The following is a 23323-nucleotide window of genomic DNA, read 5'->3' as shown; positions in this document are numbered from 1 at the left end:
CGGCAACGTGATGACCTACGAGCAGGCGGGCAAGCAGTACGTCGCGGTGCTCTCCGGCGTCGGCGGCTGGGCCGGAATCGGCCTCGCCGCGGGGCTCACCAACCCGGCGGATGGCGACGGCGCGGTCGGGCTCTATTCCTCGCTGAGCAACTACACCGCACTCGGCGGCCAGCTCACCGTCTTCGCCCTCCCCTAGCTGCCGGCCCGAGCTTCGGGGCGGCAGGCCCGGACCGCTGGAGCGCGCGGTCCGGGCGCGCTTGCCGAGGGTTCCGGGACAGGCAACCTACCGGCGTTGCCCACAGCCCCCGGCGACCGGATGGCCTGCGCGATCCTGCCTGCCCGGCGGCCGATGCCGCGGAACGGCAACCGCCAGGCCGCCGGACTGCGGATCCGAATTGCGGTTCCCGGCCGCCGGAGTGCCTTCGGCCTCGCGGTCACCGCCGCCGCAGGAAGGCGTCCGCCAGCGATTTCAGGTCGGTCCCTGCCCCCTCCGGCCCGAAGATGTGGCGGTCGATGGCGGCCAGGTCGCCAAGCTTGCGCGGCGGAGACTGCGCGGCGTCGCGCCGGAGCATGGCTGCCGCGGCCCGGCGGACGCCTGCAGCGTCGCCCTGCCGCGCGGCGCGGCGCATCCGCCATGCCAGCGGATCCAGGGCCCGCACACGGGCGAGCCGCGTCCGCAGCTCGAAGCGGCGGCCCCTGGCCGCAACGGCCAGCCCGCCCAGGAACGCTGCCGCCGCGGCCAGGCCCGCCGCGAGGCCGGGCAGGTCGGCAACAGCGGCAGGCTCTGGTTCGGGAATGGCCCTGTCGGCATAGGCGATGCGCTGCGCCGAGATTTCGGCGACGCGCGCCACCCGGTTGCGGGTATCGTAGAACGGCACCCGGAGCGGCTCGACGATGGCGGAGGTGCCGTTCGTCGGGCGGATCGTCCATCGCCAGAAGGCGCGGGTGAGCGGGCCGAAGGGCGTCTGTTCCACCAGGCGCTTCTCTGGATGCGGGAAGATCAGCGCCGAGGGCGAGGACAGCTCCGGCATCGGCGGGATCATGTCGGGCATGGCGCCGAGGGCGTCCACGCGGATCACGCGCAGGACCCCCTGACCTTCCTCAAGCTGCGTCGCCGGGTTCGACCAGTTGTCCGATATCTGCAGCGACAGCACCGGGAACCACCAGCCGGCATCGGCAGGGGCCGGGTCCACCTCGATCGCAACCGGCTCGGAACGGACGTCGTGGGCGAACCAGCCGTTGTCCTCGTCGGTCAGCGTCAGGTGGTGGACGAAGGGTCCTATGTCCAGCCGGCCGGGCCGGGTCGGGTAGAGCGCCATGCGGCGTTCGAATATCTTGACCGGCCGCCCGGCGACCACGCCCCTGGTCCAGCTGTCCGGTCCGAGCTGCGCCCAGCTGAACCCGTCGAGATCGGGCTGTTCCAGCTTTTCGAGCGTGATGTGCCTGCGGTACATGCCGCGTATGCGGATCAGCACCATTTCCCGCACGAACGGCGTCTGGCCGCTGTTTTCGACCGTGACCGTCAAGCCGAGCTCGCCGGGCCGGACGACCGAGGATTGCGCCGCCGCCTGGCCGCAGGCCAGCAGGAACAGGATGGCGAGGAGCGCCCTCACCGCGGGTCCTCCGGCTGCGGGGGGCTGAGCCCGGCTTCGGCGCGGGCCTTGTGCTCGGCCGCGATGCGCGCCTTCAGCCATGCGCCGGGGACATCGGACAGCTGCTGCAGCCAGCGCTCGTCCGCCATCATGTAGAGGTCGTCATAGACCCGCCGCACCCCCTGCTGTTCGTGGCTCGCAAGTTCCGTGCGGCCCAGCATGGTGCTCGCATTCGTGACCTCGTCGCCGGTTCCGGCCGCGCGGGCATCGCCCCGCGCCGTCGGGGCCTCGGCGGTGGGACCGTCCCCGCGTTCGGGAAACAGGCTCAGCGCTTCGGGATCGATCGCGCTGCGGCCGTAGACGGCGAAGACGAGGTCGAAATTGGCGCGCGCATCCGCATCGCCCATGGCGATGGCAATGTCGTAGGCTTCCAGCGCGGCAGCATAGGCGCCGCGCATCGCCTCGGCATTGCCGAGATTGTGGAAGTCGCCCGCTTCGCGGAAGCCGGCGGCCGCGGCTTCCATGTCGCCCGCCCGGTAGGCGGCAACGCCGCGCCAGGCCGGATCGGCGAAGAACGGCCCTGCCCATCCGGGCAGCCCGGCCGCCAGCAGCACCCGGCCGAAGGGCGCGGACCCGCCCGAGGCCACGGCAAGCAGGGCCGCGAGGGCCGTTCCTGCCAGCAGGAGCCTCATGCCGCCGGCCTCCGGAACAGCATGAGCACCGGAAGCAGGGCAAGCACCAGCACGGCGCGGCCGAGATCGCGCCAGTAGAGGAGCGGGAAGGCCTGCCGGACCAGCCGGGTGCGCGCCGCGTCTCCGAGCCACGCGGCCAGCGCGGCGGTCTGGTCGGTCGCGAAGACCTGCCCGCCGCCCAGCCGGGCCAGCGCGGCGACATCGGGGCTGGGGGTCCCGGGCACCACCGCCGACACCCGCAGGTTGCGCGCCGCGAGTTCCCCGGCCACCGCGAGGGCCTCGGAGCCGAGGCCCGCCCCGTCGCTGAGCAGGAGCACGTCGCCAGAAAGCAGCGCGCCCTGTTCCATGACCTGCAGCGCCATCCGCAGCCCGCGCTCGGGGCGCGATCCCGGATCCGGCACGGTTTCCGCGTCGATGAGGGTCAGGGTCTGGCCAAGCTCGGCATGGTCCATGGTCATCCCGCCGGCCAGGTAGGCATCCCCGGCATAGACGACCGCCCCGGCCGGGCGCGTGCCCAGGGACGCGACCGCAACCTGGGCCATGGTCTGCATCTGCGGCCAGCGCGGGTCTCCGGCGACGCTGGGCGAGGCATCGATCACGAGGATGACGCCGTCGAGATTGCGGAAGGACTGCGCGTCGCGCCGTTCCGCTGCCGGGCCGGTGAGCGCGAGCGCCGTCAGGGCCGCCGCCGCCATCGCCAGCCGGAAATGCGGCCGCCCGCTGCGCGCCGGGACCCAGCCCAGGGCGGCCATCGCCTGCAGCAGAGCGGGCGTCGCCGCGCGCTGCCATGCCCCTGCGGCCGCGCGGTGCCGGTGCCACCACCATGCCGCCGCCGCCAGCAGCGGCAGGGCCAGGAGGAACAGAGGGCGGAGGACGGCGAAATCCGGAAGCGCGCTCACGTTTCCCTCCATGCCAGCCCGAGGCTCAGCACCAGCGCCATCCCCGCGGGCCAGACCCAGAGCTCGCGGAAGACCTCCGCGCTCAGCCCGTCGCCCTCGGTCGCCTCCAGCCGGTCAAGCGCCTCGCCCACGGCGACAAGGTCTTCAGTGGTCCGCACCCGGAAGTTTTCGCCACCGGTGATCTCGGCCAGCACGCGGAGGGCCTTCGCGTCGACGACCCCCTGGTCAGAAGGGGAAGCATCGGCCGCATCCTTCGGTCCCAGCGCGATCGTGTGGACGGTGACGCCCATGTCGCGCGCCATCCGGGCAACGCCTGCCGGCTCGGTCGCGCCGGCATTGCTGGACCCGTCGGAGAGCAGGATGACCACCTTCGAGGCGGCCTCGGACCGCTGGAGCCGCTTCAGCGCCAGGCCGAGCCCGTCGGGGATGTTGGTGGCCCGGCCCGATATCCCGATCTCCGCCGCCTCGATCCGTTGCGCGACGGCCTCGACATCATGGGAGAACGCAGCGGCGTAGTAGGCTTCGGACCCGAAGACGACCAGGGCAACGCGATCCCCTGCCCTGCGCCGGACGAAGGCGGCTCCCACCCGCTTGACCGCGTCGAGCCGCGTGGCGGGCTGCCCGTCCAGGAAGAAATCGTCGCGGACCATCGAGCCCGAGAGGTCGAGCACCACCGCCAGATCCCGGCCGGACACGCGCAGCGCCGGAACCGGTGTCACGCTCCGCGGACCGGCAATGGCGACCACCAGCAGCAGCCAGATCCCCCAGAGCAGCACCTGCCGCAGGCTGAGCCTGGCCGCGATCTTTCCGGTCCGGGCTGCGGCGATCAGCGCCAAGCCCACGCGCTCCGGCACGGCCAGGGCGCCGCCGCCCGCGCGCATCGGCGGCAGCAGCCGGGCGGCGAGCAAGGGCAGCGGCACCAGGAGGAGCGCCCAGGGATCGGCAAGCTCAGGCAAGGCCGCGCAACTCCCGTTCCAGCAGTTCGGAGGCCAGCACCGGGCCCGGGCGGTAGAGATCCGGGCAGAGCGCCGCGAAACGGTCGGGCGCGCGGGCCTTCATCAGGCGAAGGAGTTCGATCCGGCGGACATCCTCGGGCGCCCCGGCCAGCCTGTCGAGAGACGCGGCAAGGGTTTCGGGCGCCGGTCGGGGCCGGCGCCGCGTGGCCAGCCGGAGAAGCAGCGCCGCCGCGATCGCCGCCGCTCCGCCGACGGCCACGGCCGCCGCGATCTCGGCAACGGTGCCGCCCGGGGCAGCCAGCGGCAGGTGGATGTCCCGGAGGGCCGCCAGCATCGCGGCCTCGCTGGCAGGCGCCCCGGTCATCGGGCGGGCTCCGCCTGCAGCGCAAGGGCAAGCCGCCGCGCGGTCTCTTCCGGCGGATCGGCGGACTCGATCCTCGTCGCCGGCCAGCCGTCGATCCGCTCCTCTTCCGGGGCGCTGCCACGGCCCAGCCGGAGGCGCATCACGCGCCCGTCCGGCAGCCGGATCGGGTAGGTTCCCGGCGGCAGCTCTCCGCCGCGGCCGGCCGAGACGGCAAGCAGCCGGACCGACCGCCGCCGCGCGGCCTGTCCCAGCCGGTCGGCAAAGGCCGGGCCGGCCCTGTCGAAGCCCGACGCGATCACGATCTCGGACCCGGCGGGCGCGATCCGCTCCAGCCTCGACAGCGCGGCGTCGAGCGGCGGATCCGCGGACGGACCCCGGCCCGCGCGGCCAAGGCCGTCGCGATGGGCCGCGACCATCCCGCCGATCGCATCGAGCATTCCGCGCGTCCGCCCCCGGGACGGCACCATCACCGGCGCGCCGTCGGTCAGCGCCAGAAGCCCCACGCGGCCGCCCTCCGCGACAACGGTCCAGCCGATCAGGGCAAGCGCCTCGGCAGCGGCCACGGACCGGAATGCCCTGGCGACGCCCCAGAACATGCAAGACCGGAAATCCGCGACCAGAAGCACGATCCGGTCGCGTTCCTCCTGGAACAGCCGGACGTGCAGCCGCCCGGTGCGGGCCGTGGTGCCCCGGTCCAGCTGCCTCAGGTCGTCGCCGGTCTGGTATTCGCGGACATCGGCAATCTCCAGCCCCCGTCCCCGCTTGCGCGAGGCGAAGCCGCCGGGCGCGGCCGCCAGCGACGCCTCGTCCCGGGCCGCCAGCGCCACGTGGCGCAGGGCGATCAGGCGGGCGGCATCGAGCGCCACGCCGGGGGCGTCGAGGGCAGCGGGGCTCACAACGGCTCCACCTCCTTCAGGAGGTCGCCGATGACGGCGCGGGCGGTGCGCCCCTCGGCCGTCGCCCGCCATGCCAGCACCATCCGGTGCGCCAGCGCGTCCCCGGCCAGCGCCGCGACATCCTCGGGAAGCGCATAGTCGCGGCCCATCAGGAAGGCGCGCGCACGCGCAGCGGCGGCAAGCGCGATGGAGCCCCGCGGCGAGACGGCATGCTGGATCTCGGAGGCAAACGCGCCTGTCCGCGTCGCGGTCACCAGCCGGACGATGTAGTCCCTGAGCTCCGGCGCCAGGTGGATCCTGGACACGGCCGCCCGCGCTTCGGCCAGCTGCGCCAAGGTCAGCACCTGGTGCGGCGCGGCGCCGTCCTGCGCTTCGGTCTCCACCAGGTCGAGGATCCGCCGCTCGGTCTCCGCATCCGGCAGGGCAAGGACCACATGCAGCAGGAACCGGTCGAGCTGCGCCTCGGGCAGCGGAAACGTCCCGTCATGTTCGATCGGGTTCTGCGTTGCCACAACGAGGAACGGCGCCGGCAGGGCATGGGTCTCGCTGGCAATGGTGACCTGGGACTCGGCCATGGCCTCCAGAAGCGCCGACTGCACCTTGGGCGGCGCACGGTTGATCTCGTCCACCAGGACGAGGTTGTGGAAAACCGGCCCCGGAATGAATTCGATGCGCCCGTCCTGCGGCCGGAAGACCGTGGTGCCCGTGAGGTCCGAGGGCATCAGGTCGGGCGTGCACTGGACGCGGGCAAAACTGCCCTCGACCGCCTCGGCCAGCCACTTGACCGCCCGCGTCTTCGCGATCCCCGGCGCGCCCTCCACCAGCAGGTGGCCCCCCGAAAGGATTGCGACAAGCAGCCGTTCGACCAGCACGTCATGCCCGACAAGCCCGGCACGCAGCTGGCGCGCCAGATCGCCGACCGGTCCGGCCATTGAAACCTGCGGCTGGTCCATGTCTCCTCCCGTTCTTTTTGTGCGGGACCGCACGGTCAGGCTAGGCGGCATCCCCGGACGGATAAATACGGTAGAAAGTCGGTATCGGAGTCAGGGCGCGGCAGCCCCGGACCAAGCCGTCGGCGGGCCGACACGCCGGGGTTCCGGCGGGCCCCTCGGCGGCACGGCGCTCTCCGCTGCAACCCTCCGGCACGGCATGACCTTCGGCCCGCCTTGATCTCGGAGGAGCCCTCCCGCTGTGCGGGGCACGGGCGGCGCGGACCGAGTTCCAGCTCCGCGCCGCCCGTCCAGCCGCGCATCATCCGGGCTGCCATCTGGCTGTCATCGCGATCACAGGCAGCCGCGAGACCGGCCAAATTCTGCAGCCCGGCTCCCCTCTGCGCTGCCTCTGTTATCGCGCCGCTGGCGGACCCGCATAGCGACTGGTCGATGTCCAGGCAGGGTCTGCGCCGACGGCCCGCACGGGGGAAAACGCCGGTATTCCAGACCATGCTCCACCAGAGCGCCGCGCAATGCAGCCCAGCGTGGAACCGGTCCAGCCCTGAACTGCCGATACCGGAACCGGCCCAGCCGCAGCTGGGCCGCCCGCCTGGCCGGGCACCGCCGTTCTGGCGCCTGCGGAGGCGGCACGCTGTTTCGCCACGCCCTTCGTGGCGAGTTCCAGCCGGTGGCGAAGACTGACCACGGGATCGTCCCGGCCGGGGCACCCCGCGAAAGGACGGTGCGGCTTGATGAGCAGGAGCGATCGCCGTTCCGGGTCCATGCGCGCGGCCTGGACATGATCGCGGGCGGCGAGTCCGGCCCGCGCTTCGTTGCCCGTGGGCGGCACGGCACACATGCACTGCCCTGGCAGGCTGCTGAAATAGCCGTACGGGGCGTTGTTGCGGAACTCGTCGGCTTCCGGGACTCACGGCGTGGATCCGGCGGGCCAAGAGCTTGGCATGGCGAAGCCGGAACCTGCCCGGCACCGCACAGCCAAACGGAAATCCTGCAGCGAGCCATTGATGCGCCATTGGTTCGAGCACAATGGCGAACGGGCTGAAGCGGCGCGGCTCGCTCCTGGTCTGGCTGGACAGGGACGTGGCCTGGCTCGCGCCGAAGGCAGGCAAACCCGGGCGTCCGCCGGCCTTTTCGGAATGGGGAGGATCAGCAGACGGTCCTGGGGAGTTCGGGCCGGTCCGCGCCAGCGGCAAACCCTCCGGCACAGGATTTGAGGGCCGGACGGGCGGAGCCCTGCCCGAGGAGTGCCATCCAGTTCTGCCTGATGATCAAGGTGCTCTTCAGTCTGCCGCCCAGGCAAACGGCCGGGATGGCCGCCAGCATCCTCGAGATGGCGTGCCCGGACTGGCCGGTCCCGGGCTTTTCCGCGCTTGGCCGACGTCCGAGCGAGACGGGACCGTGGCGCCAGTGGGGCCGCGAAAGCCCGTCGGACAATCGCGGCCCAGCTTTCATCGCGGCGGGCTCCGGGCCCGCTCAACCTCCTCGTGGACGGCACCGACATCAAGTTCCCGGGCGAATGAAGAAGGACCGTGGCGCCAGCGGCGCCGCGAAAGCCCGGTCAATGAGTGGCTGGCCGGGAAGCACGGCACCCACCGCCGCCGCCAGTGCCGCCAGCTCCATCTGGCGATGGACACAGGCACCGGCGACATCCGGGCGGTGGAGTTCGCCTCCAGCCGCGGGGGCGGCAGCCCTGTCCGTCCCGAATTGCCCGCCCGGATTCCGGAAGACGGGGAAACCGGCACCGTTGCCGACCGGTTGCCGGCGGATGCGCCGTCGCCCATCGGGCTCGAACCGATGGCGCCGCGATGGGAAACTCCGAGCACCGCTGGCGACGGCAGTCATGCCCTCGCTCCCATCCGGAAAACGGCCGCCTGTGGAAGGAGGACTGCCCTGCTGCGCTGGCGCGCAACGCCATCCCGCGGGCCGCCCAGCGGCCCGGCCGGACGATCTGTAAGCGGTGGTCCGGCTGCCACGTCCGGAGCAGGATCGAGGCCAGGATGGGGAACCTCAAATCCTCCGGCGAACGGATCGCTTCGAGGGACCCCGGCCGGCAGGCCGCCGAAATCCGCATCCGTGTCATTCGCGGCTGCGCTCGGACCGATGGCGCTTGCCGCTCATTCATGAACCGATTCAACGCCCTCGGCACCGCCGAGATCGAGCGCTTGGCCTGACCTCCGCTGGGGAAGGGGCATCACGTCCCGACGCAGACTTCTGCAACAATGCCCATCAAACCTTGAAGTGGGTCGACTGGCTCAACATGCGGCGCTTGCTCGGCCCTGTCGGAGACAGTCCTCCAGCCGCAGCGGCACGGGATTTCTTCGACCGGCAAACGCAGCTGAACTTGGCCGCCTGACATCAAGCAAACAACCTGCGGCAGGCGGGGGGCAGTTCAGTGGTGCGGTCCCCGCACGTTGCGCTCAAATCCAGTCCCGCACCGCTTGCGGCCCGTCGGCGCCGGCCGCCCGGCCGGCGGGCCTCAAGCGGTCGCGCCAGCGCCCATGCGCGCAGCCACTCGATCGGGCGCCGGCCGGAAGGCGCGGCGTCAGCAGGTCTCGATCGTGTGGATCTGCACCGGCGTCAGGGTGGTTGCGGGACCGGCGGGCAGCCGCCCGAAATGCGCGGCCAGCGCCTCCACGGCGGTGCGGGCCTCGTCGGCCGGGTTCTGGTCGAGCACCACGTCGATCAGCCCCTCGCGCAGCAGCACCCTGCGGTTCGCCGTCAGCTCGTGGGTGATCACCACCACCTCGCCAGCACGTCCCGCCGCGCGGATCGCCGCCGCCACTGCCTGCGACCCGGCAGAGGCGTTGTAGACCCCGCGGAGCCGCGGATTGTCCTTCAGCGCGCGGAAGACCAGCTCGCCCGCGCGGCTGCCTTCCTCCTGGCTCTCCACCACCCCGGCAAGGCGGCAGGCCGGATGGCGTTCCGACAGCACCGCGCGAAAGCCCTGCTCGCGCTGTTCGTGGCCGATCATGCTCAGCAGCCCGGCAATCACCAGCACGTCGCCGCCGCCGGGACCGATCAGCCGCGCCATGAGGTTGCCCGCGACCCGGCCGGAGCGGTAGTTGTCCGAGCCGACATAGATGCGCGGCCCCTCGGTCAGGATGTCGGTGCCCAGCGTCAGCACCGCCTTGCCGAGGCCGATCTGGTGGTCGAGCGTGGCGGCGATCGCCGGATGGTGCAGCGCGCAGACCACGAAGCCGTCATGGGTCGCGCCGAGCGCGCCGATCTGCGCCGCCACCCTGGCCGGATCGGTCGGCACCAGATGGTGCACGCGGAATTCCATGTTCAGCGCGGCATGGGTATGGCGCGCGGCATGGAACGCCTCCTGCAGCTCGGCGTGGAACGGGTTTGCAGGCGGCTGCAGCATCACCGCGATGCGGATCGTGCGGGCCGGGCGCTGGTCGAGCATGCGGTCGAGCTTCAGCCGCCGCGCCGCCTCCAGAACGCGCCGCTCCTTTTCCTCGGTCACGCCGCCGCGGCTGTTGAGCACCCGGTCGACCGTCGCCGCCGAGACCCCCGCCTCGCGCGCCACGTCCCGTGCCGTCGGTTTCCGCGCCATTGCCCCTCCATCGCGGGGAAAGCTCTCCCAGGTCCTCCGCTGCGCGGTTCGCTAGCACCCCGCGCGGACCCGCTCAAGCATGGAAGGGGCCGGAGTTTCCCCCGGCCCCCGCGGCGCAATGGCGGCCCCGCTGCGGGACCGCGCCGGAACCTCCGTCAGGACATCCGTGCCTGCATCTCCTGCTCGAACTCCTCCAGCGTCTTGCCGCGGGTCTCGGGCACCAGCGCCGCCATGAAGGCGATGGCAATGACGCCGAGCACCGCGAAGCCGAAGAACGTCGCGCCGATGCCCACGGCCGCCACCAGCGGCGGAAAGGCGAAGGCCACGGTGGCATTGGTGATCCACAGCGCGAAGACGCTGATCCCCATGGCGAAGCTTCGGACGCGCAGCGGGAACATCTCGGCCAGGATCAGCCAGACCAGCGGCCCGATCGTGCCCTGCATGGCCAGCACGAAGAGCACCGTGAAGCACAGGATCACCCAGGGCTTGGCCGCCACGTCAGGCATGAAATAGGCCGAGAGCCCGACGAGAAGGTGGAAGACCGTGGTCAGCACGAAGCCGCCGATGAGCATGGTGCGCCGGTCGAGCCTGTTGATCAGCATGATGCCGCCGAGGATCCCGGCGAGGCTGGCAAGGCCGTAGAGCGTGTTGCCGATCACTGCCGCGCGGCTGGAGAAGCCGGCATCCTGCAGGAGCTGCGAGCCGTAATACATGATCGAGTTGATGCCGGTCAGCTGCATGAACACGCCGAGCGCGATGCCGATCCAGATCAGCCGCTTGACCCAGGGCTGGGCCAGGTCGGCGAGGATGGTCGAGGGATCCTGGCGGTCGATGGCGGCCATCTCGCGGACCTCCCTCATCTCCGCCACGGCGCGTTCCGGGCTGCGCACCTGCTGCAGCACCTCCAGCGCCTCGTCGTTGCGGTCCTGCATGCTCAGCCAGCGCGGGCTTTCGGGCATGCGCAGCATGCCGATCATCAGCGCGATGGCCGGCAGCACGGCGATCGCCAGCATCCAGCGCCAGACATCCTCGTGCCCGCCCCAGAACGAATAGATCAGCGCGTTGATCACGAAGGCCGCGAACTGGCCGCTGACGATCATCACCTCGTTGCGGGTGACCAGGCTGCCGCGGCGCTCGTGCGGCGAGACCTCGGCCAGGTAGATCGGCACGATCGCCGAGGCGCCGCCGACGGCCAGGCCCAGCACCGCGCGGAACAGCGCCAGCACCTGCCAGCTTGGCGCGAAGACGCAGCCCAGCGTGCCCGCGATGAACAGCAGCGACAGCAGCAGGATGTTGTGGCGCCGCCCATGGGCATCCGCGAGCCGTCCGCCCAGAACTGCGCCGATGGCCGCGGCGAAGATCAGGATGGAGACGACGAATCCCTCGATCGCCGGAGACATGCCGAGATCGGCCTTCATCGGCTCGAGCGCGCCGTTGATCACGCCGGTGTCGTAGCCGAAGAGCAGCCCGCCGAGGCAGGCGATCACGGTGATCAGGTTCAGCCGCCGCGCGTGGTCCCCCTCGGTGTCGAGCGGCGTTTCGGTCGTCATGGTCTGTTCAAGCATCTACCCTTGTCCACTTGCTGTACAACATGGCGGAGAGCGGCACGGCGCGCGGCCGGGCCGCGGGGACGAAGCGCAGCGTGCAGGGGATGCTGCCGGAAGCCGGCGCGGCGCCGCCATGCCCGCAGGCACGGACGGACCGATGGTGATTGTCTCCCCCCTGCCCTCAGGCCAGGTTCCCGCTCCTCCGTCCTGAAGGTTACAGCCGGGCGCACAGTGCGGGCACCGCAATTTTGAGGAAATCTCTTCAGCCGCAGCCGCCCTGCGGGCTGCGTTCCGCGCGGAGCGCAGATGGCGCAACGGGCTCCGCCAGTGTCCTGGGGAGCCCGTCCTGCAGTCGTCGGGGAACCGGCCGCGGCGGCCGGAGGCGGATCAGAACCAGCGCTTCTCGAAGCGGCGGCCGCCCATCTCGGCCAGCATCGGCCGCAGCTGGCGGGACATCATGCCCACGTCGGAGCCCAGCCCGACCATGCGGAAGCCCTGCTCCAGCCGCTTCATCAGGTCGGCATTGTCCATCGCCATGATGCCCGAGGCGATGCCCTTCCTGCCGGCCTTCTCCAGCACGGTCAGGATCTCCTCCGCGACGCCGGGGCCTTCCCATTCGCCGAGATAGCCGCGGCTGGAGGACAGGTCCGCCGGGCCGAGGAACACGGCCTCCAGGCCCTCGACCTCGAGGATGCCGTCGATGTTGTCGACCGCATCGCCCAGCTCGATCAGCGGGATGACCATGCATTCCTGATTGGCCAGGGCGAGGTATTCCTGCAGCTTCAGCCCCCAGCGCAGCGAGCGCTCGCCGCCGATGCCGCGCTGGCCGCGCGGCGGGTAGCGGCCGAACTGCATGCCCAGCTCAAGATCCTCGGCGGTGCGCACCAGCGGCAGCAGCACGCCGTCGGCGCCGAGATCCAGCGCGCGCTTGATCGCGTCGACGGTGATCGCAGGGACGCGGACCAGCACGGCGGTGTCGCTGCCCTTGGCGGCGCGCAGGTGCTCGGTGACGTCCTTGTAGTCGAGGTTGCCGTGCTCCATGTCGAGCGTGACCCAGTCGAGCCCCAGCTCGGCGGCAAGCTCGGTCACGGTGGCGCAGTCCATCGTGACCCAGAGTCCCTTGCAGGGATCGGTTCCCTGCAGCTTTGGCCGGAGCGGGTTGGTGAAGTCGTTGAGAGGCATTGTCTCGGGTCCGTTTCTTGGAAGTTATCTCTTGCGCTGCGTCCAGAAGACGACGCGGGCGCCGATCATGCGCAGGATCAGGTTGAGCACCGCGGAGATCCCGCCGAGCAGCAGCAGCAGCGCGAAGACCGAGGCGAGGTCGAGTGCATAGTTCGCCTGCAGGATCAGCACGCCGATGCCCTTCCGCGCGCCGACGATGGCGCCCGTCACCGACAGGACCAGCGCGGCCGAGAGGCCGGCGAAGAGATAGGGCAGCGCCGAGGGGATCAGCACCTGGGTCAGGATCTGCAGGCGCGAGGCGGCCAGCGCGCGCATCAGCTCGATGCGCTCGTGTTCGGTGGCGCGCAGCCCTGCCAGCATGTTCACCAGCACCGGGAAAGCGGCGACCATGGCGACGATGGCGACCTTGGCACCGTAGCCGAAGCCGAACCAGACGATCATCAGCGGCGCGATGGCGATCTTCGGCATCGATTGCAGCGCGACGATGTAGGGAAAGACCAGCCGGTCGAGCACCGGCCAGAGCACCATGACGATGGCCAGCGTCATGCCGATCGCTGTGCCGGCGGCGAAGCCGCCCAGGATCGATCCGGTCGTGGCCGCCGCGGCCTCGACATAGTCGCCGGAGGCAAGGCCGTTCGCCAGCGCGCGGACCACCGAGGCGGGATCGGGCAGGACATAGCCCGGCACGTCGAAGATCGCGACGGAGAGCCACCAGACCGCGATCAGCACGGCGGCAGGGATCAGGTACTGGCTGCGGTAGCGGATCCAGTGGGCAAGCCGCGGCGGAAAGACCGGGGCGGGCGGATTGGCGGCGTGGTCGGCAGGCATCTCAGTGGTCTCCCATGTCCGACGCGCCGAGCAGGCGGCGCAGTTCGACGGTCAGCTCGGCGAAGGTGTCGCTGGCCATGTGTTCGAGCTTCCGCGGGCGCGGCAGCGGGTTGTCGATGACCTTCAGCACCTTGCCGGGCCGTCCGGTCATCACCACGATCTTGGTCGACAGGAACACCGCCTCGGAAATCCCGTGGGTGACGAAGACGACCGTCTTCTGCTGGCGCATCCAGATCGACTGCAGCTCGAACATCATCTTCTCGCGCGTCAGCGCGTCGAGCGCGGCGAAGGGTTCGTCCATCAGCAGCGTGTCGGGATCGTGCAGCAGCGACCGCGCGATGCCTGCGCGCTGCTGCATGCCGCCCGACAGCTCCCAGGGGTAGCGGTCGCCGAATCCCTTCAGCCCGACGGTCTCCAGCAGTTCGTCGGCACGCGCGCGCGCCGCCTTCATGTCCTCGCCCGCGACACGGGCCGGCATGGCGACGTTCTCGCGGATGTTGCGCCACGGCAGCAGCACCGGCGCCTGGAAGACCATGCCGAAATCGCGGGTCGGCTTCTCGACCGGCTTGCCGCCGTGCAGCACCTTGCCTTCCGTCGGCTTCTGCAGCCCCATCAGCAGGCGCAGCAGGCTCGACTTGCCGCAGCCGGACGGGCCGACGATGGTGACGAACTCGCCCTCGGCGATGTCGCAGCTGAAATCCTCGATCGCCGTGACCCCGGCCTCGCGGCTGCCATAGGTCAGGCGGATGTCCTCCAGCCGGATCGACCGGTCCCCCATGGGGGAACCGGCATCGGGGACGGCCTTGAGCATGGCCGCGCCCCTCATTCCGCCGCTGCCTTCTCGGCGATGGACAGGTCGACCTCGTTGACGCCGTCGATCAGCTCGTTGGTGTAGAGCGAGGCGACGAAATCGCCGAGCGCATCCTCGTTGTCGAAGCTCGCCGCGATCGGACCGAACTCCATCAGCCCGGTCCAGGTCCCGTCGGTCATCCTGCCCCAGTCGCGCGACGTGTCCTGGTAGTCCTTCCAGATCGCCGCGGTGCGGGTGATGTAGGTCACGCCCTGCTTCAGCGCCTCTTCCTCGGAAATGCCCGCGGGCTTGGACACGTAGTCCCAGAAATAGCGGGTGGCCGCTTCGGGGTTGATCTCCATGAAGGTCTGGTTCAGCACCACGCCTTCCAGCGCGCGGGTGGCGATGTCGGGATGCTCGGCGAGGAAATCCGTGTTGGCGACGATCACGCCCGAGGGCTCGTCCGGGGCGTAGTACTCGAAATCGGCGCCGAGGATCTCCAGCGCCGCCGAAAGGCCGCGGGAGAAGCTGATCGCGTCGACCTCGCCGGATTTCAGCAGCGAATAGGCCTGCGCGCCCGAGCCGATGGCGACGATCTCGTAGTCATCCTCGGACAGGCCTTCCTTGGCGAGATATGCCTTGGCCCACGGCACCGCGCCGGAGGAGAGGCTGAGGACGCCCAGCTTCTTGCCCTTCAGGTCGGCCGGGCTGGAAATGCCGGTGCCCTTCGGGATGGCGATGGAATAGATCGGCGCGATGTCCTGCAGGAAGACCGCCTTGACCGGCAGGTCGGGCTGGCTCTTCTTGGCGGCGATCAGCGCGGAAAGGCCGATATGCGCCATGTCGACATCGCCCGAGGCCACAAGCTGGACGGCGGCGGCGGAGCCCTGGATGCGCTCGACATCGGCGTCGAGGCCGAGATCCTCGTAGAACCCGGCGGGAATGCCGAGGAAGATGAACCCGTGATAGGGCAGGACGGTGGAGCTCGGCAGCGCGAAGGTGACGTCGTCGAGATCGGCGGCCGAAAGCGGCAGAGCGGCCATCGTGGCCAGCGCGATCCCGGCAGCGGTGCCGGCGAGGCGGGATTTCAGAAAGGTTGCATTCATGTCGCGGCTTCCCTGTTGGAGGTGGCATTGTGGGACTTCGTCCCGGTTCCGGCCTCTTGGCGGGCCTTCGGCTCCGGCCTGCCCTGGGCATGGGCAAGCCGGTCCCCTCGTCCGCATCGGGGAAATGCGGCCGGGAGGTCTCCTGCGGCGGATGCGCCGCACAGTGCGGAAGCAGGGGTGTCCGTGTCCCTCAGGCGGGAGCCGGATCAGGCCCTGACGTAGATGGCGCCGTCGCGTTCCTCGGTCGCGAAGACCGGCAGCGGCACGTCGGTGGGCGCGTCGACCGGTTCCCCGGTCTTGATCGAGAACAGCGCCTGGTGCAGCGGGCATTCGATGCAGTCGCCGTCCAGGTAGCCCTCGGTCATGATGGCATAGGCGTGCGAGCAGATGTTGGAGGTCGCGTAGACCACCCCTTCCACCCGGTAGAGCGCGACCTCTTCCTCGCCGACAGTGACGGAGGTCATGCCGCCCTCTTCCAGCGCGGCGCTGTCGAGCACCTTCACCATTTCGCTTGTCTGTGTCATCTCATCTGTCCTCGTCTGCCGTGAGCGCGGGGGCTCTGAGTTTGTCGAGAAGCCGCCTTGCGGTGCGGCTGCAATGAACGGCGCAGAGCTCTCCGACGAGCTCGGCATCGCCGGAGCGGAAGGCCGAGACGATCTCCTCGTGATCGCGCGTGGCCTCGGCGACATCGCCGGTGACGGCGAGCTCCACCCGGACATAGGGTTCGACCTGGTCGCGCAGCTGCAGCGCGATCCGCTGGAGCCGCGGCCGGTTGCAGCATTCGAGGATGCGCTCGTGGAAGGCGCGGTTCAGCTCGCACCAGCGCGTCATCCCCTCCTGCTCCAGCGGGTTGGTTTCCGCCATCTCCGCCAGCAGCGCCTCCAGCGCCTCGGCATCGCCGGGCTTCTGCATCCGCGTGGCGATCTGGCCGGCATGGCCCTCGATCACCGTGCGCAGGTCGAAGATCTCGGCGATCTCCTCGGGCTCCAGCGAGATCACCGCATAGCCGCGGCGCGGCCGCAGGATCAGGAAGCCCTCGGCCTCCAGCTTCGAGAAGGCCTCGCGCAGCGGCACGCGGCTGGTCTCGAACTGGCGCGCGATGTCCTCCTGGCGCAGCACCGATCCCGGGGCGTACTGCCCGGAGAGGATCCGCTCGCGGATCTCGCGGTAGAGCGTGCCTGCGACAAGCTGGTTTCCGTCCATGGGGCCTCCGGCGGTCAGGTTTTCGACGAGGGACGGGGCGTCGGGAACAACCCCCCGTCCCTGCCTGTCATATCGCCACGACGGCTTCCACCTCGAGCATGAACTCGGGCTTCACCAGCCCCTGCACGATCAGCAGGGTGTTCGGCGGGAAGATGCCCGACGGATACCATTTCGGGAAATCCGCGGCGCGCTTCTTCATGAAGGGGTCGATGCAGTCGCGCGAGGTGACGAAGGTGGTGAACTTGACCACCGAGGCCATCGAACCGCCCAGGCCCTTGATGACGCCTTCGAGATTGCCGAAGACCTGGTCGAACTGCGCGTCGAAGTCGTCCGCGCCGACGATGTCGCCGGCCGCGTTGACCGAAAGCTGGCCCGCGACGAAGCGGTAGGCGGAACCTTCGAGATGGCCGACCGAGGTATAGAGCCCCTGGGCCGGGACCGAGCCCGGCGGATCGATATAGGCGATGTTCATGTATCTTGGTCCTTGGTCGTCAGTCGATGAAGGTCGGCTCGGGGATGTTGAGCACTTCGTAGAGCGTCTTCGGCCCCTCGAAGATGGTCAGCCAGTAATCCTCGGTCTTGCGGAACTCGGTGACCTTGGCGAAGACCTCCTCTTCCCATTCCAGCGGCACGACGGTGATGCCGTCCATGTCGCCCAGGATCAGGTCGCCGGGCTTCACCGCGAGCCCGCCGCAGGCGATCGGGATGTCCATCTCGCCGCCGAAGGCCTTGTGCGGGCCCTTCGGCGTCACGCCCTTGCAGAAGATCGGATAGCCCAGGTCGATGGCTTCCTTGATGTCGCGCACCGCGCCGTCGATGACGAGCCCGCCGAGGCCGCGCTTGATGCCTTCCAGAGCGGTGACGCCGCCGAACATGGCGACCTCGCAATTGCCGCCGGCCTCGGCCACCACGACCTCGCCCGGACGGGCATAGGAATTGGCGTAGTGGATGATCGAGTTGTCGGCATGGATCGCGCGCACGGTGCGGGCCTGGCCGCAGATCCGCATGGAACGGTCGAGCGGCTTGATGTCATGGCCCATCGCCTGGCCGCGGTTCATCATGTCGGAGGCCGAAGCGGTGTTGACCTTCGACCAGGCTTCCAGCCGTTCGGGCGAAAGCTGGCGGAACTGGGATTTGTAGATATTGTATGCCATCGGATTTCCTCAGAGCGGGACCGCGATCAGGTTCGGGACGGAGAAGGTGTCGAGCACGACGACCCGCGAGCGCAGGCGCGGCCCGGCGTCGGTCATCACGATCTTGTCTTCGTAGTGACCGGCGACGAAGAGCTTGGAGAAGCCTTCCAGCGACGACTGCACGATCATGAAGTTGGTGCGAGCCTCCAGGATCCCGTCCTCGTAGGACAGGTACTGGGTGCCGTTCAGGAAATGCCGGTCCCAATGCGGGTTGTACTTGCTCGACACGTCGAGGACCATCAGCCGGTCCTTGATGACGTCGAGCGAATTGCAGCGGATCACCGCCGCGCCATAGCCCACTTCGAGGTTTTCGCGCGGGATCACGTGATATTCGGCGGTTTCGTCGAAGCACTCGATCCAGGCGTCCAGTTCCATCCGGTCCAGGTGGACCGTGCTGTCCATGATCAGATCGTCGGCAGCCTGGCGCACCTCCATCGGAATCGACCGGTCGGTCTTGCGCGCGGCGGGCTTGTCCATCAGGTCTCTCATTGTTCGGCTCCTTCCGGGGCAAAGCCCATGAGCTGCGCGTAATAGGCCCAGAAGCCGCGGATGGTGACCTCGTTCACGCGGGTGTCGCGGTCGCCGATCTCGCCGATGCCGCCCATCTCGATGACGGCCATCTCTTCTTCGGCTGCGGATTTCGTGGTGCGGTGCACCATTTCCAGCGCCTCGCCGTCCTCCATGGAGATCAGGCCCGCCGGACCCACCATGTTGGCCTGGTTCAGCCGGTGCTGGACCATTTCCTCGCTGTCGTCCTCGTAGGTGTAGAGCACCCAGGTCAGCTCGAACGCGTCGACGCCGAGCGTGCGGATCTTGCGCATCGCCAGGGTGTTGCCGATCTGGTGGAAGAAGCAGTTCGGGAAGACGTTCATCACGCGGGTCGACATGCCGAACGGGTTCTCGTCGATGATGTTGACCATCGAGTAGTCGTTCAGCCCGGCGATCTCGCCCTTCTTCACGCCGTTCTCGATATAGGCCTTCAGCGCTTCCTCGTCGCTGTCCGATCCCTTGTACTGGAAGAGGATCGAGTGGCGGTGCTTCTCGTCCATGTAGCCGCCGGCGACCTGGGTCAGGCGCGACAGGCCGAAGGTCCGGTTGAACTCGTGCAGGAGCGAGCCGTGATAGGCGTCCTTGATGTTCTCCGGATAGAGCTTCCAGTTGGCGTTGATCCGCTGGCGCTGGTAGCCGAGCACCTTGACCGGACGGTTGAACATCTCGCCGACATGCTTGGTGAACAGCGGGCCGAGATACTCCTCGATCGGCTCCATGTCGTGGTGGAAGGTGCCGAAGATCACGCCGTTGAAGGAGGTGACGCGCACCTTCACCAGGTTGTGGTTCTTCATGTCGAAGCAGGCGGGCATGCCGCCCTTGCCGTTGGCGCCGCGGCGGAAGGGAACGCCCTTCAGGTCGCCCTTCCGGTTGTAGAGCCAGGCATGGTAGATGCAGGTGTGCTCTTTCGCGGTGCCCCAGGGCTCGCGGACGATCTCGGCGCCGCGATGGGCGCAGCGGTTGACGAAGGCGTATAGCTCGCCGTCGTCGTCGCGGTTCACCACCACCGGCGTGTCGCCGACATGGCAGACGCGGAAGTCGCCCGGATTCGGGATCTCGGCTTCAAGGCAAAGCACGTTCCAGCATCGCCCGCGGAAGATCTTCTCCTGCTCCAGCTGGTAGATCTCGGGGTCGTGGTAGATCGAATACGGCACGCGGGAATAGTCCTTGCGCGGCCAGTTCACCTGAACGCTGGCGAAGTCCTTCATGTCACTCGGAGTCCTTTGGCTGTCAGTCGGCAGCTCGTCTGCCTGTCTTGCCCGTCTGGGCCTGTTTTGAATACAAAACGTAGGTGCATCCCATAGTCAACATATTTTTTTGCAATTATGACCTATCAAAAAGGCAACCGCCTCTCGATTAAGCATTCAGATTGACCGACGCGCTGTCATTTTGTATTCAGAACGCGGACAAGGAGACCAAAGATGAAATATGTGAGCTTTCGACCCGCTTCCGATTCCGCCGCAGCGCCCCGCGCAGGCGCGCTGAGTGCGGACGGCACCGCCGTGCTGCCGCTGGACGGGCTGTGCCGCGGCGGGGACCTGCTGGATCTGATCGGGCGCGAGGCGGAGGCCGAGGCCGCCGCCGCCAAGGCCGCGCCCGTGCCGCTGGCCGATGTCATCCTGCTGGCGCCGCTGCCGCGTCCGGGCCGGAACATCTTCTGCGTCGGCAAGAACTACCATGCCCATGCCGAGGAGTTTCACCGCTCGGGCTTCGACGCCTCCGCCGGCAAGGACGCCACGCCGGAATTCCCGATCATCTTCACCAAGGCGCCCAGCACCGTGACCGGACCCGGCGCGCCGATTCCCTCCTGGCTCGACTACTCGGACAGCACCGACTACGAAGGCGAGCTTGCCGTCATCATCGGCAAGGGCGGCCGCGGCATCTCGAAGGCGGCGGCGATGGACCATGTCTGGGGCTACACGGTCGCCAATGACGTCACCGCGCGGAACCTGCAGAAGGACCACCGCCAGTGGCTGATCGGCAAGTCGATCGACGGCTTCTGCCCGATGGGCCCCTGCATCACGCCCGCCGCCGACATTCCGGAACTGGGCGAGATGCGCCTGACCACCCATGTCAACGGCGAGAAGCGGCAGGATGCCGTGCTGAAGGACCTGATCTTCGACATCCCGACCCTGATCGAGACGATTTCCCGCGTCATCACGCTGGAGCCCGGCGACATCATCCTGACCGGCACGCCCGAAGGCGTCGGCATCGGGATGGTCCCGCCGGTCTACCTGGTGCCCGGCGACACCGTGCGGGTGGAGATCAGCGGCATCGGCGCGCTGGAGAACATGGTGGCATGACCCGGCGCCACGTGATCATCGGCGCCGGACATGCCGGCGCCGCGGCGGCGCAGGAGCTGGCCAAGGCCGCGAAATCCGGCGCGCTCGAGGCGGAAATCATCCTGGTCGACGCCGATGCCGGCCTGCCCTACGAACGCCCCTCCCTCTCCAAGGAGTGGCTGACCGCCGACACCTTCCCCGAGTCCGCCCCGCATGACTGGGCGGCGGGCGGAATCGCGTTCCATGGCGGCAGGGCCGCCGAGCGGATCGAAGCCGGATCGCGCGAGGTCGTGCTCGAAGGCGGGGACCGGCTGGGCTACGACCGGCTGCTGCTCTGTCCCGGCGGCATGCCGCGGCAGCTTGCCGTTCCCGGCGGCGAGGCCTGCCACGTGCTGCGCACCGCCGCCGATTCGCGGCTGCTGCATGCCGCCCTGCGCAAGGGCGGCCACCTGGCGGTGATCGGCGCGGGCGTGATCGGGCTGGAAACCGCGTCGTCGGCGCGCAAGCTCGGGCTGGAGGTCACCGTGATCGAGGCAGGCGAGCGCGTCATGGCCCGCTCGCTGCCGCCCGAAATCTCGGCACTGCTGCAATCCCGGCACGAGGCGGCCGGGGTGAAGTTCCTGTTCGGCGCGGGAATCACCGGCGTCACCACCCGGGCGGACGGCCGCCAGGTCGTCGCGCTGAAGGACGGATCGGTGCTCGCCGCCGACCTGCTGGTCGCAGGCATCGGATTCGACGCCGATACCGCGCTTGCCGCAGCGGCCGGGCTGGAGATCGACCGCGGCATTGTCGTCGACGGCGACGGCCGGACTTCGGTTCCCGGCATCTACGCGGCCGGCGATGCCACCGTCTTTCCCGGTCCGTCCGGCGCGCGGCAGAGCTGGCAGACCTGGCAGCATGCCCGCCGCCACGGCGCGCATGTGGCACGGCGCATGGCGGGGCTCCCGTCGGACTACGCGCCGGTGCACTGGTTCTGGACCGACCAGCAGGGCATCAACCTGCAGGTGCTGGGCGATCCGCTCGGTGCCGGCGACTCCGTCCTGCGCGGCGATCCGGAGGGCGCGCAGACCCGGCTCTACCTCGAGGAGGGCCGCATCATCGGCGCGGTGATGATCGACCAGGGCCGCGACACCCGCCCGGTCACCGCGCTGATCGAAAGCGGGGCCGTCTTGGAGAAGGGGCTTCTCCAAGACCCCTCGGTCCAGCTACGGTCGCTGAACGCAAGAAAGGCCGTCCACGCATGACCGACACCACGCCGGGCCCGTTTTCCGCCCTCTCCCATGCCGCGCCGGAAGACCCGGTGCGGCCCGAGACGGCACCGCATCTCCACGAGCTCGACCTGGCGCACATGGTCGTTCTGGTGGAAAGCGAGCTCGTCGCCCCCGAGACCGGGGCGGCGATCCTGTCGACGCTGTTCGATACCGAGATCGAGGGCGTCTTCGATGCCCGCGACGGCGTGGGCGGCGGGAACCTGGCCGGCGAACGGCTGGTGACGGCGCGGCTGGGACCGGCGGTCGGCGGCCAGCTCGGCCTGGCACGCAGCCCGGCGGAACTGGCGGCGACCGGATTCCGCCTCTTCGCGCGCACGCGGCTGCTGGAGCTGATGGAAGCGCTCTACCAGCTGCGCGAATCGCTGATCCGCTTTGCCGACGCGCATTCGGGCGAGATCGTCGCCGCGCAGGTGCAAGGCGGTCCGGCGCAGCCGACGACATTCGGCCATTGGGCGCTGATGATCGACTCCGCCCTGACCCGCGATTCGGAGCGGCTGGTGGCGCTCTACGGGCGGATCAACCGCTCCCCGGCCGGGGCCGGCGGGCTTTCCGGCGCCGACCTGCCGCTGCGCAGGCTGCGCACCGCCGAGCTGCTGGGCTTCGACGGGCTGGTGGAGAACACCTATGACGCCGTGGCCGGGCAGGACCTGATGCTGGAATTCACCGGCGCGCTGGCGATTCTGGCGCAGACCGCCGCCCGGCTGGCCGATGACCTGCTGCTCTGGGCCGGACCCGGACAGGGGCTGGTGGCGCTGCCGGGCGAAACCGGCGGGGCGCGCTTCGCCCGCGATGCCGGACCCGCCGTTCTGGGCGCGATCCGAATGCTGGCCGCCCGCGCCCATGGGGTCGCCTCCTCCGCCGTCCTGGCCGAACGCGGCCCGACAGCCCTGGCGAATTACGGCCGCCACGCCTCGGAAGAGGGCGCCATCGGCCTGTCCGGCGAAGTGCTGGAAGGGCTGCCGCAGATCGCGCGGCTGCTCGACGGGGTGCGGATCGATGCCGGCCGGGCGGCGCGGCTCGCGGCGCGGGAATGGAGCCTGGCGATCGACCTCTCTGCAGCGCTCGGGCGGCATTGCGGCATGGCGCGCCACCGCGCCGAACAGCTGGCCGAGGCGGTGATGCGCGACGGGCTCGCCCGCGGCACCGGCCCCGAGACGCTGACCGCGGCCGCGCTTTCTCGGGTCGCGTCCGAGCTCGGCATGGCCGAGGCACGGCTGTCGCAGGAGCAGATCGACGCCGCGCTCGACCCGCGCGCTTTCGTCGAGCGCCGCTCGGGCACGGGCGGACCCGGCCCCGAAGGGCTGGCCCGCGGGCTGGTCTCGGCCCAGGCGCGGATCCGGCTCGGGCGCAGCCGCCTTGCCGACCGCCACCATGCGCTGGAGCGCGCCCGCGCCCAGCTGCGCGCCGCCGCCGAAGGGCTGCTGCTGCAGCCGCGCAAGACCGCGCGCGCCTGACCGGGAG

The 23323-nt window shown here is 69.7% G+C and carries 22 protein-coding genes and 3 pseudogenes; 6 read left to right on the top strand and 19 right to left on the bottom strand.

From position 1 onward, the window contains the following. Positions 1 to 196 (top strand): annotated as a pseudogene (locus tag HCC78_RS22700) (PQQ-dependent dehydrogenase, methanol/ethanol family); the annotation flags it as partial. Between the two features lie 238 nt (positions 197 to 434). On the opposite strand, the gene HCC78_RS22695 reads toward HCC78_RS22700, so the two are convergent. The 7 genes from HCC78_RS22695 to HCC78_RS22665 are packed head-to-tail and all read right to left on the bottom strand — an operon-like array spanning position 435 to position 6352. Further along, positions 435 to 1613, bottom strand: a complete 1179-nt coding sequence (locus HCC78_RS22695) for a hypothetical protein (protein ID WP_371743911.1) — start codon at positions 1611 to 1613, stop codon at positions 435 to 437. Beyond that, positions 1610 to 2284 (bottom strand): hypothetical protein, encoded by a 675-nt coding sequence (locus tag HCC78_RS22690; RefSeq protein ID WP_172331072.1) that lies wholly within the window; start codon positions 2282 to 2284, stop codon positions 1610 to 1612. Before HCC78_RS22690 ends, HCC78_RS22695 begins: the two co-directional genes overlap by 4 nt. Next, the gene (locus tag HCC78_RS22685; protein WP_371743910.1) at positions 2281 to 3183 is read right to left on the bottom strand and encodes a VWA domain-containing protein; all 903 of its coding nucleotides are present in this window, start codon (positions 3181 to 3183) and stop codon (positions 2281 to 2283) included. The genes HCC78_RS22690 and HCC78_RS22685 overlap by 4 nt, the downstream gene beginning before the upstream one ends. Continuing rightward, the gene (locus tag HCC78_RS22680; RefSeq protein WP_172331070.1) at positions 3180 to 4139 is read right to left on the bottom strand and encodes a VWA domain-containing protein; all 960 of its coding nucleotides are present in this window, start codon (positions 4137 to 4139) and stop codon (positions 3180 to 3182) included. The genes HCC78_RS22685 and HCC78_RS22680 overlap by 4 nt, the downstream gene beginning before the upstream one ends. After that, a complete protein-coding gene (locus HCC78_RS22675; protein ID WP_172331069.1) occupies positions 4132 to 4503 on the bottom strand; it encodes a hypothetical protein in 372 nt (123 codons plus the stop codon). The genes HCC78_RS22680 and HCC78_RS22675 overlap by 8 nt, the downstream gene beginning before the upstream one ends. Continuing rightward, positions 4500 to 5399, bottom strand: a complete 900-nt coding sequence (locus tag HCC78_RS22670) for a DUF58 domain-containing protein (protein WP_371743909.1) — start codon at positions 5397 to 5399, stop codon at positions 4500 to 4502. Before HCC78_RS22670 ends, HCC78_RS22675 begins: the two co-directional genes overlap by 4 nt. Next, positions 5396 to 6352 (bottom strand): AAA family ATPase, encoded by a 957-nt coding sequence (locus HCC78_RS22665; protein WP_172331067.1) that lies wholly within the window; start codon positions 6350 to 6352, stop codon positions 5396 to 5398. The genes HCC78_RS22670 and HCC78_RS22665 overlap by 4 nt, the downstream gene beginning before the upstream one ends. Before the next feature lie 941 nt (positions 6353 to 7293). Here HCC78_RS22665 and HCC78_RS22660 point away from each other — a divergent pair. Continuing rightward, a pseudogene (locus HCC78_RS22660) lies at positions 7294 to 7489 on the top strand (hypothetical protein); the annotation flags it as partial. Between the two features lie 106 nt (positions 7490 to 7595). Further along, positions 7596 to 8523, top strand: a pseudogene (locus HCC78_RS34950) (transposase); the annotation flags it as partial. 371 nt (positions 8524 to 8894) lie between these two features. Here the strand turns inward: HCC78_RS34950 and HCC78_RS22645 are convergent. The 12 genes from HCC78_RS22645 to HCC78_RS22590 all read right to left on the bottom strand — a co-directional run bounded on the left by HCC78_RS22645 (position 8895) and on the right by HCC78_RS22590 (position 19517). Further along, positions 8895 to 9911 carry a LacI family DNA-binding transcriptional regulator gene (locus HCC78_RS22645; protein ID WP_172331066.1) on the bottom strand — a complete coding sequence of 339 codons (1017 nt, stop codon included), beginning with the start codon at positions 9909 to 9911 and terminating at the stop codon, positions 8895 to 8897. A 155-nt stretch (positions 9912 to 10066) separates the two neighbouring features. Continuing rightward, on the bottom strand, positions 10067 to 11476 hold the full coding sequence (locus HCC78_RS22640) for a sugar porter family MFS transporter (protein WP_172331065.1): 1410 nt from the start codon (positions 11474 to 11476) through the stop codon (positions 10067 to 10069). Between the two features lie 369 nt (positions 11477 to 11845). Continuing rightward, positions 11846 to 12640: an HpcH/HpaI aldolase/citrate lyase family protein gene (locus HCC78_RS22635; RefSeq protein WP_172331064.1), complete on the bottom strand. Its 795-nt coding sequence runs from the start codon at positions 12638 to 12640 to the stop codon at positions 11846 to 11848. 24 nt (positions 12641 to 12664) lie between these two features. Continuing rightward, the gene (locus tag HCC78_RS22630; RefSeq protein WP_172331063.1) at positions 12665 to 13468 is read right to left on the bottom strand and encodes an ABC transporter permease; all 804 of its coding nucleotides are present in this window, start codon (positions 13466 to 13468) and stop codon (positions 12665 to 12667) included. 1 nt (position 13469) lies between these two features. Further along, positions 13470 to 14279, bottom strand: a complete 810-nt coding sequence (locus HCC78_RS22625) for an ABC transporter ATP-binding protein (RefSeq protein WP_172331062.1) — start codon at positions 14277 to 14279, stop codon at positions 13470 to 13472. 11 nt (positions 14280 to 14290) lie between these two features. Further along, entirely contained in the window at positions 14291 to 15364 is a 1074-nt protein-coding gene (locus tag HCC78_RS22620; RefSeq protein ID WP_172331061.1) for an ABC transporter substrate-binding protein, read from the bottom strand. A 206-nt stretch (positions 15365 to 15570) separates the two neighbouring features. Beyond that, on the bottom strand, positions 15571 to 15888 hold the full coding sequence (locus tag HCC78_RS22615; protein ID WP_172331060.1) for a non-heme iron oxygenase ferredoxin subunit: 318 nt from the start codon (positions 15886 to 15888) through the stop codon (positions 15571 to 15573). A 1-nt stretch (position 15889) separates the two neighbouring features. Beyond that, positions 15890 to 16567: a GntR family transcriptional regulator gene (locus tag HCC78_RS22610; protein ID WP_172331059.1), complete on the bottom strand. Its 678-nt coding sequence runs from the start codon at positions 16565 to 16567 to the stop codon at positions 15890 to 15892. Positions 16568 to 16634: 67 nt separating this feature from the next. After that, positions 16635 to 17039, bottom strand: a complete 405-nt coding sequence (locus HCC78_RS22605; RefSeq protein WP_172331058.1) for a RidA family protein — start codon at positions 17037 to 17039, stop codon at positions 16635 to 16637. Positions 17040 to 17058: 19 nt separating this feature from the next. Continuing rightward, complete coding sequence (locus HCC78_RS22600; RefSeq protein WP_172331057.1) at positions 17059 to 17721, bottom strand: RraA family protein; 663 nt, start codon at positions 17719 to 17721, stop codon at positions 17059 to 17061. A 9-nt stretch (positions 17722 to 17730) separates the two neighbouring features. Further along, entirely contained in the window at positions 17731 to 18249 is a 519-nt protein-coding gene (locus tag HCC78_RS22595) for an aromatic-ring-hydroxylating dioxygenase subunit beta (RefSeq protein WP_172331056.1), read from the bottom strand. After that, a complete protein-coding gene (locus tag HCC78_RS22590; protein ID WP_172331055.1) occupies positions 18246 to 19517 on the bottom strand; it encodes a Rieske 2Fe-2S domain-containing protein in 1272 nt (423 codons plus the stop codon). Before HCC78_RS22590 ends, HCC78_RS22595 begins: the two co-directional genes overlap by 4 nt. 213 nt (positions 19518 to 19730) lie before the next feature. On the opposite strand from HCC78_RS22590, the gene HCC78_RS22585 reads away from it, so the two are divergent. From HCC78_RS22585 to HCC78_RS22575, 3 genes are read left to right on the top strand one after another with little or no spacing between them, the layout of a single operon-like run. Further along, the gene (locus HCC78_RS22585) at positions 19731 to 20612 is read left to right on the top strand and encodes a fumarylacetoacetate hydrolase family protein (RefSeq protein WP_172331054.1); all 882 of its coding nucleotides are present in this window, start codon (positions 19731 to 19733) and stop codon (positions 20610 to 20612) included. Further along, positions 20609 to 21835 carry an NAD(P)/FAD-dependent oxidoreductase gene (locus tag HCC78_RS22580; protein ID WP_172331053.1) on the top strand — a complete coding sequence of 409 codons (1227 nt, stop codon included), beginning with the start codon at positions 20609 to 20611 and terminating at the stop codon, positions 21833 to 21835. The genes HCC78_RS22585 and HCC78_RS22580 overlap by 4 nt, the downstream gene beginning before the upstream one ends. Then, complete coding sequence (locus HCC78_RS22575; RefSeq protein ID WP_172331052.1) at positions 21832 to 23316, top strand: lyase family protein; 1485 nt, start codon at positions 21832 to 21834, stop codon at positions 23314 to 23316. The genes HCC78_RS22580 and HCC78_RS22575 overlap by 4 nt, the downstream gene beginning before the upstream one ends. Positions 23317 to 23323 lie beyond the last annotated feature (7 nt).

This window comes from Mangrovicoccus sp. HB161399 (genome assembly GCF_013184745.1).
Classification (GTDB): domain Bacteria; phylum Pseudomonadota; class Alphaproteobacteria; order Rhodobacterales; family Rhodobacteraceae; genus Mangrovicoccus.
This window is presented reverse-complemented; position numbering and strand designations above follow the sequence as displayed.

What these genes read in the sequence shown, in the direction of transcription:
- HCC78_RS22690 (WP_172331072.1), bottom strand. Translation starts at nt 2,284, where the DNA reads ATGAGGCTCCTGCTGGCAGGAACGGCCCTCGCGGCCCTGCTTGCCGTG.
- HCC78_RS22675 (WP_172331069.1), bottom strand. Translation starts at nt 4,503, where the DNA reads ATGACCGGGGCGCCTGCCAGCGAGGCCGCGATGCTGGCGGCCCTCCGG.
- HCC78_RS22665 (WP_172331067.1), bottom strand. Translation starts at nt 6,352, where the DNA reads ATGGACCAGCCGCAGGTTTCAATGGCCGGACCGGTCGGCGATCTGGCG.
- HCC78_RS22645 (WP_172331066.1), bottom strand. Translation starts at nt 9,911, where the DNA reads ATGGCGCGGAAACCGACGGCACGGGACGTGGCGCGCGAGGCGGGGGTC.
- HCC78_RS22640 (WP_172331065.1), bottom strand. Translation starts at nt 11,476, where the DNA reads ATGCTTGAACAGACCATGACGACCGAAACGCCGCTCGACACCGAGGGG.
- HCC78_RS22635 (WP_172331064.1), bottom strand. Translation starts at nt 12,640, where the DNA reads ATGCCTCTCAACGACTTCACCAACCCGCTCCGGCCAAAGCTGCAGGGA.
- HCC78_RS22630 (WP_172331063.1), bottom strand. Translation starts at nt 13,468, where the DNA reads ATGCCTGCCGACCACGCCGCCAATCCGCCCGCCCCGGTCTTTCCGCCG.
- HCC78_RS22625 (WP_172331062.1), bottom strand. Translation starts at nt 14,279, where the DNA reads ATGCTCAAGGCCGTCCCCGATGCCGGTTCCCCCATGGGGGACCGGTCG.
- HCC78_RS22620 (WP_172331061.1), bottom strand. Translation starts at nt 15,364, where the DNA reads ATGAATGCAACCTTTCTGAAATCCCGCCTCGCCGGCACCGCTGCCGGG.
- HCC78_RS22615 (WP_172331060.1), bottom strand. Translation starts at nt 15,888, where the DNA reads ATGACACAGACAAGCGAAATGGTGAAGGTGCTCGACAGCGCCGCGCTG.
- HCC78_RS22610 (WP_172331059.1), bottom strand. Translation starts at nt 16,567, where the DNA reads ATGGACGGAAACCAGCTTGTCGCAGGCACGCTCTACCGCGAGATCCGC.
- HCC78_RS22605 (WP_172331058.1), bottom strand. Translation starts at nt 17,039, where the DNA reads ATGAACATCGCCTATATCGATCCGCCGGGCTCGGTCCCGGCCCAGGGG.
- HCC78_RS22600 (WP_172331057.1), bottom strand. Translation starts at nt 17,721, where the DNA reads ATGGCATACAATATCTACAAATCCCAGTTCCGCCAGCTTTCGCCCGAA.
- HCC78_RS22595 (WP_172331056.1), bottom strand. Translation starts at nt 18,249, where the DNA reads ATGAGAGACCTGATGGACAAGCCCGCCGCGCGCAAGACCGACCGGTCG.
- HCC78_RS22590 (WP_172331055.1), bottom strand. Translation starts at nt 19,517, where the DNA reads ATGAAGGACTTCGCCAGCGTTCAGGTGAACTGGCCGCGCAAGGACTAT.
- HCC78_RS22585 (WP_172331054.1), top strand. Translation starts at nt 19,731, where the DNA reads ATGAAATATGTGAGCTTTCGACCCGCTTCCGATTCCGCCGCAGCGCCC.
- HCC78_RS22580 (WP_172331053.1), top strand. Translation starts at nt 20,609, where the DNA reads ATGACCCGGCGCCACGTGATCATCGGCGCCGGACATGCCGGCGCCGCG.
- HCC78_RS22575 (WP_172331052.1), top strand. Translation starts at nt 21,832, where the DNA reads ATGACCGACACCACGCCGGGCCCGTTTTCCGCCCTCTCCCATGCCGCG.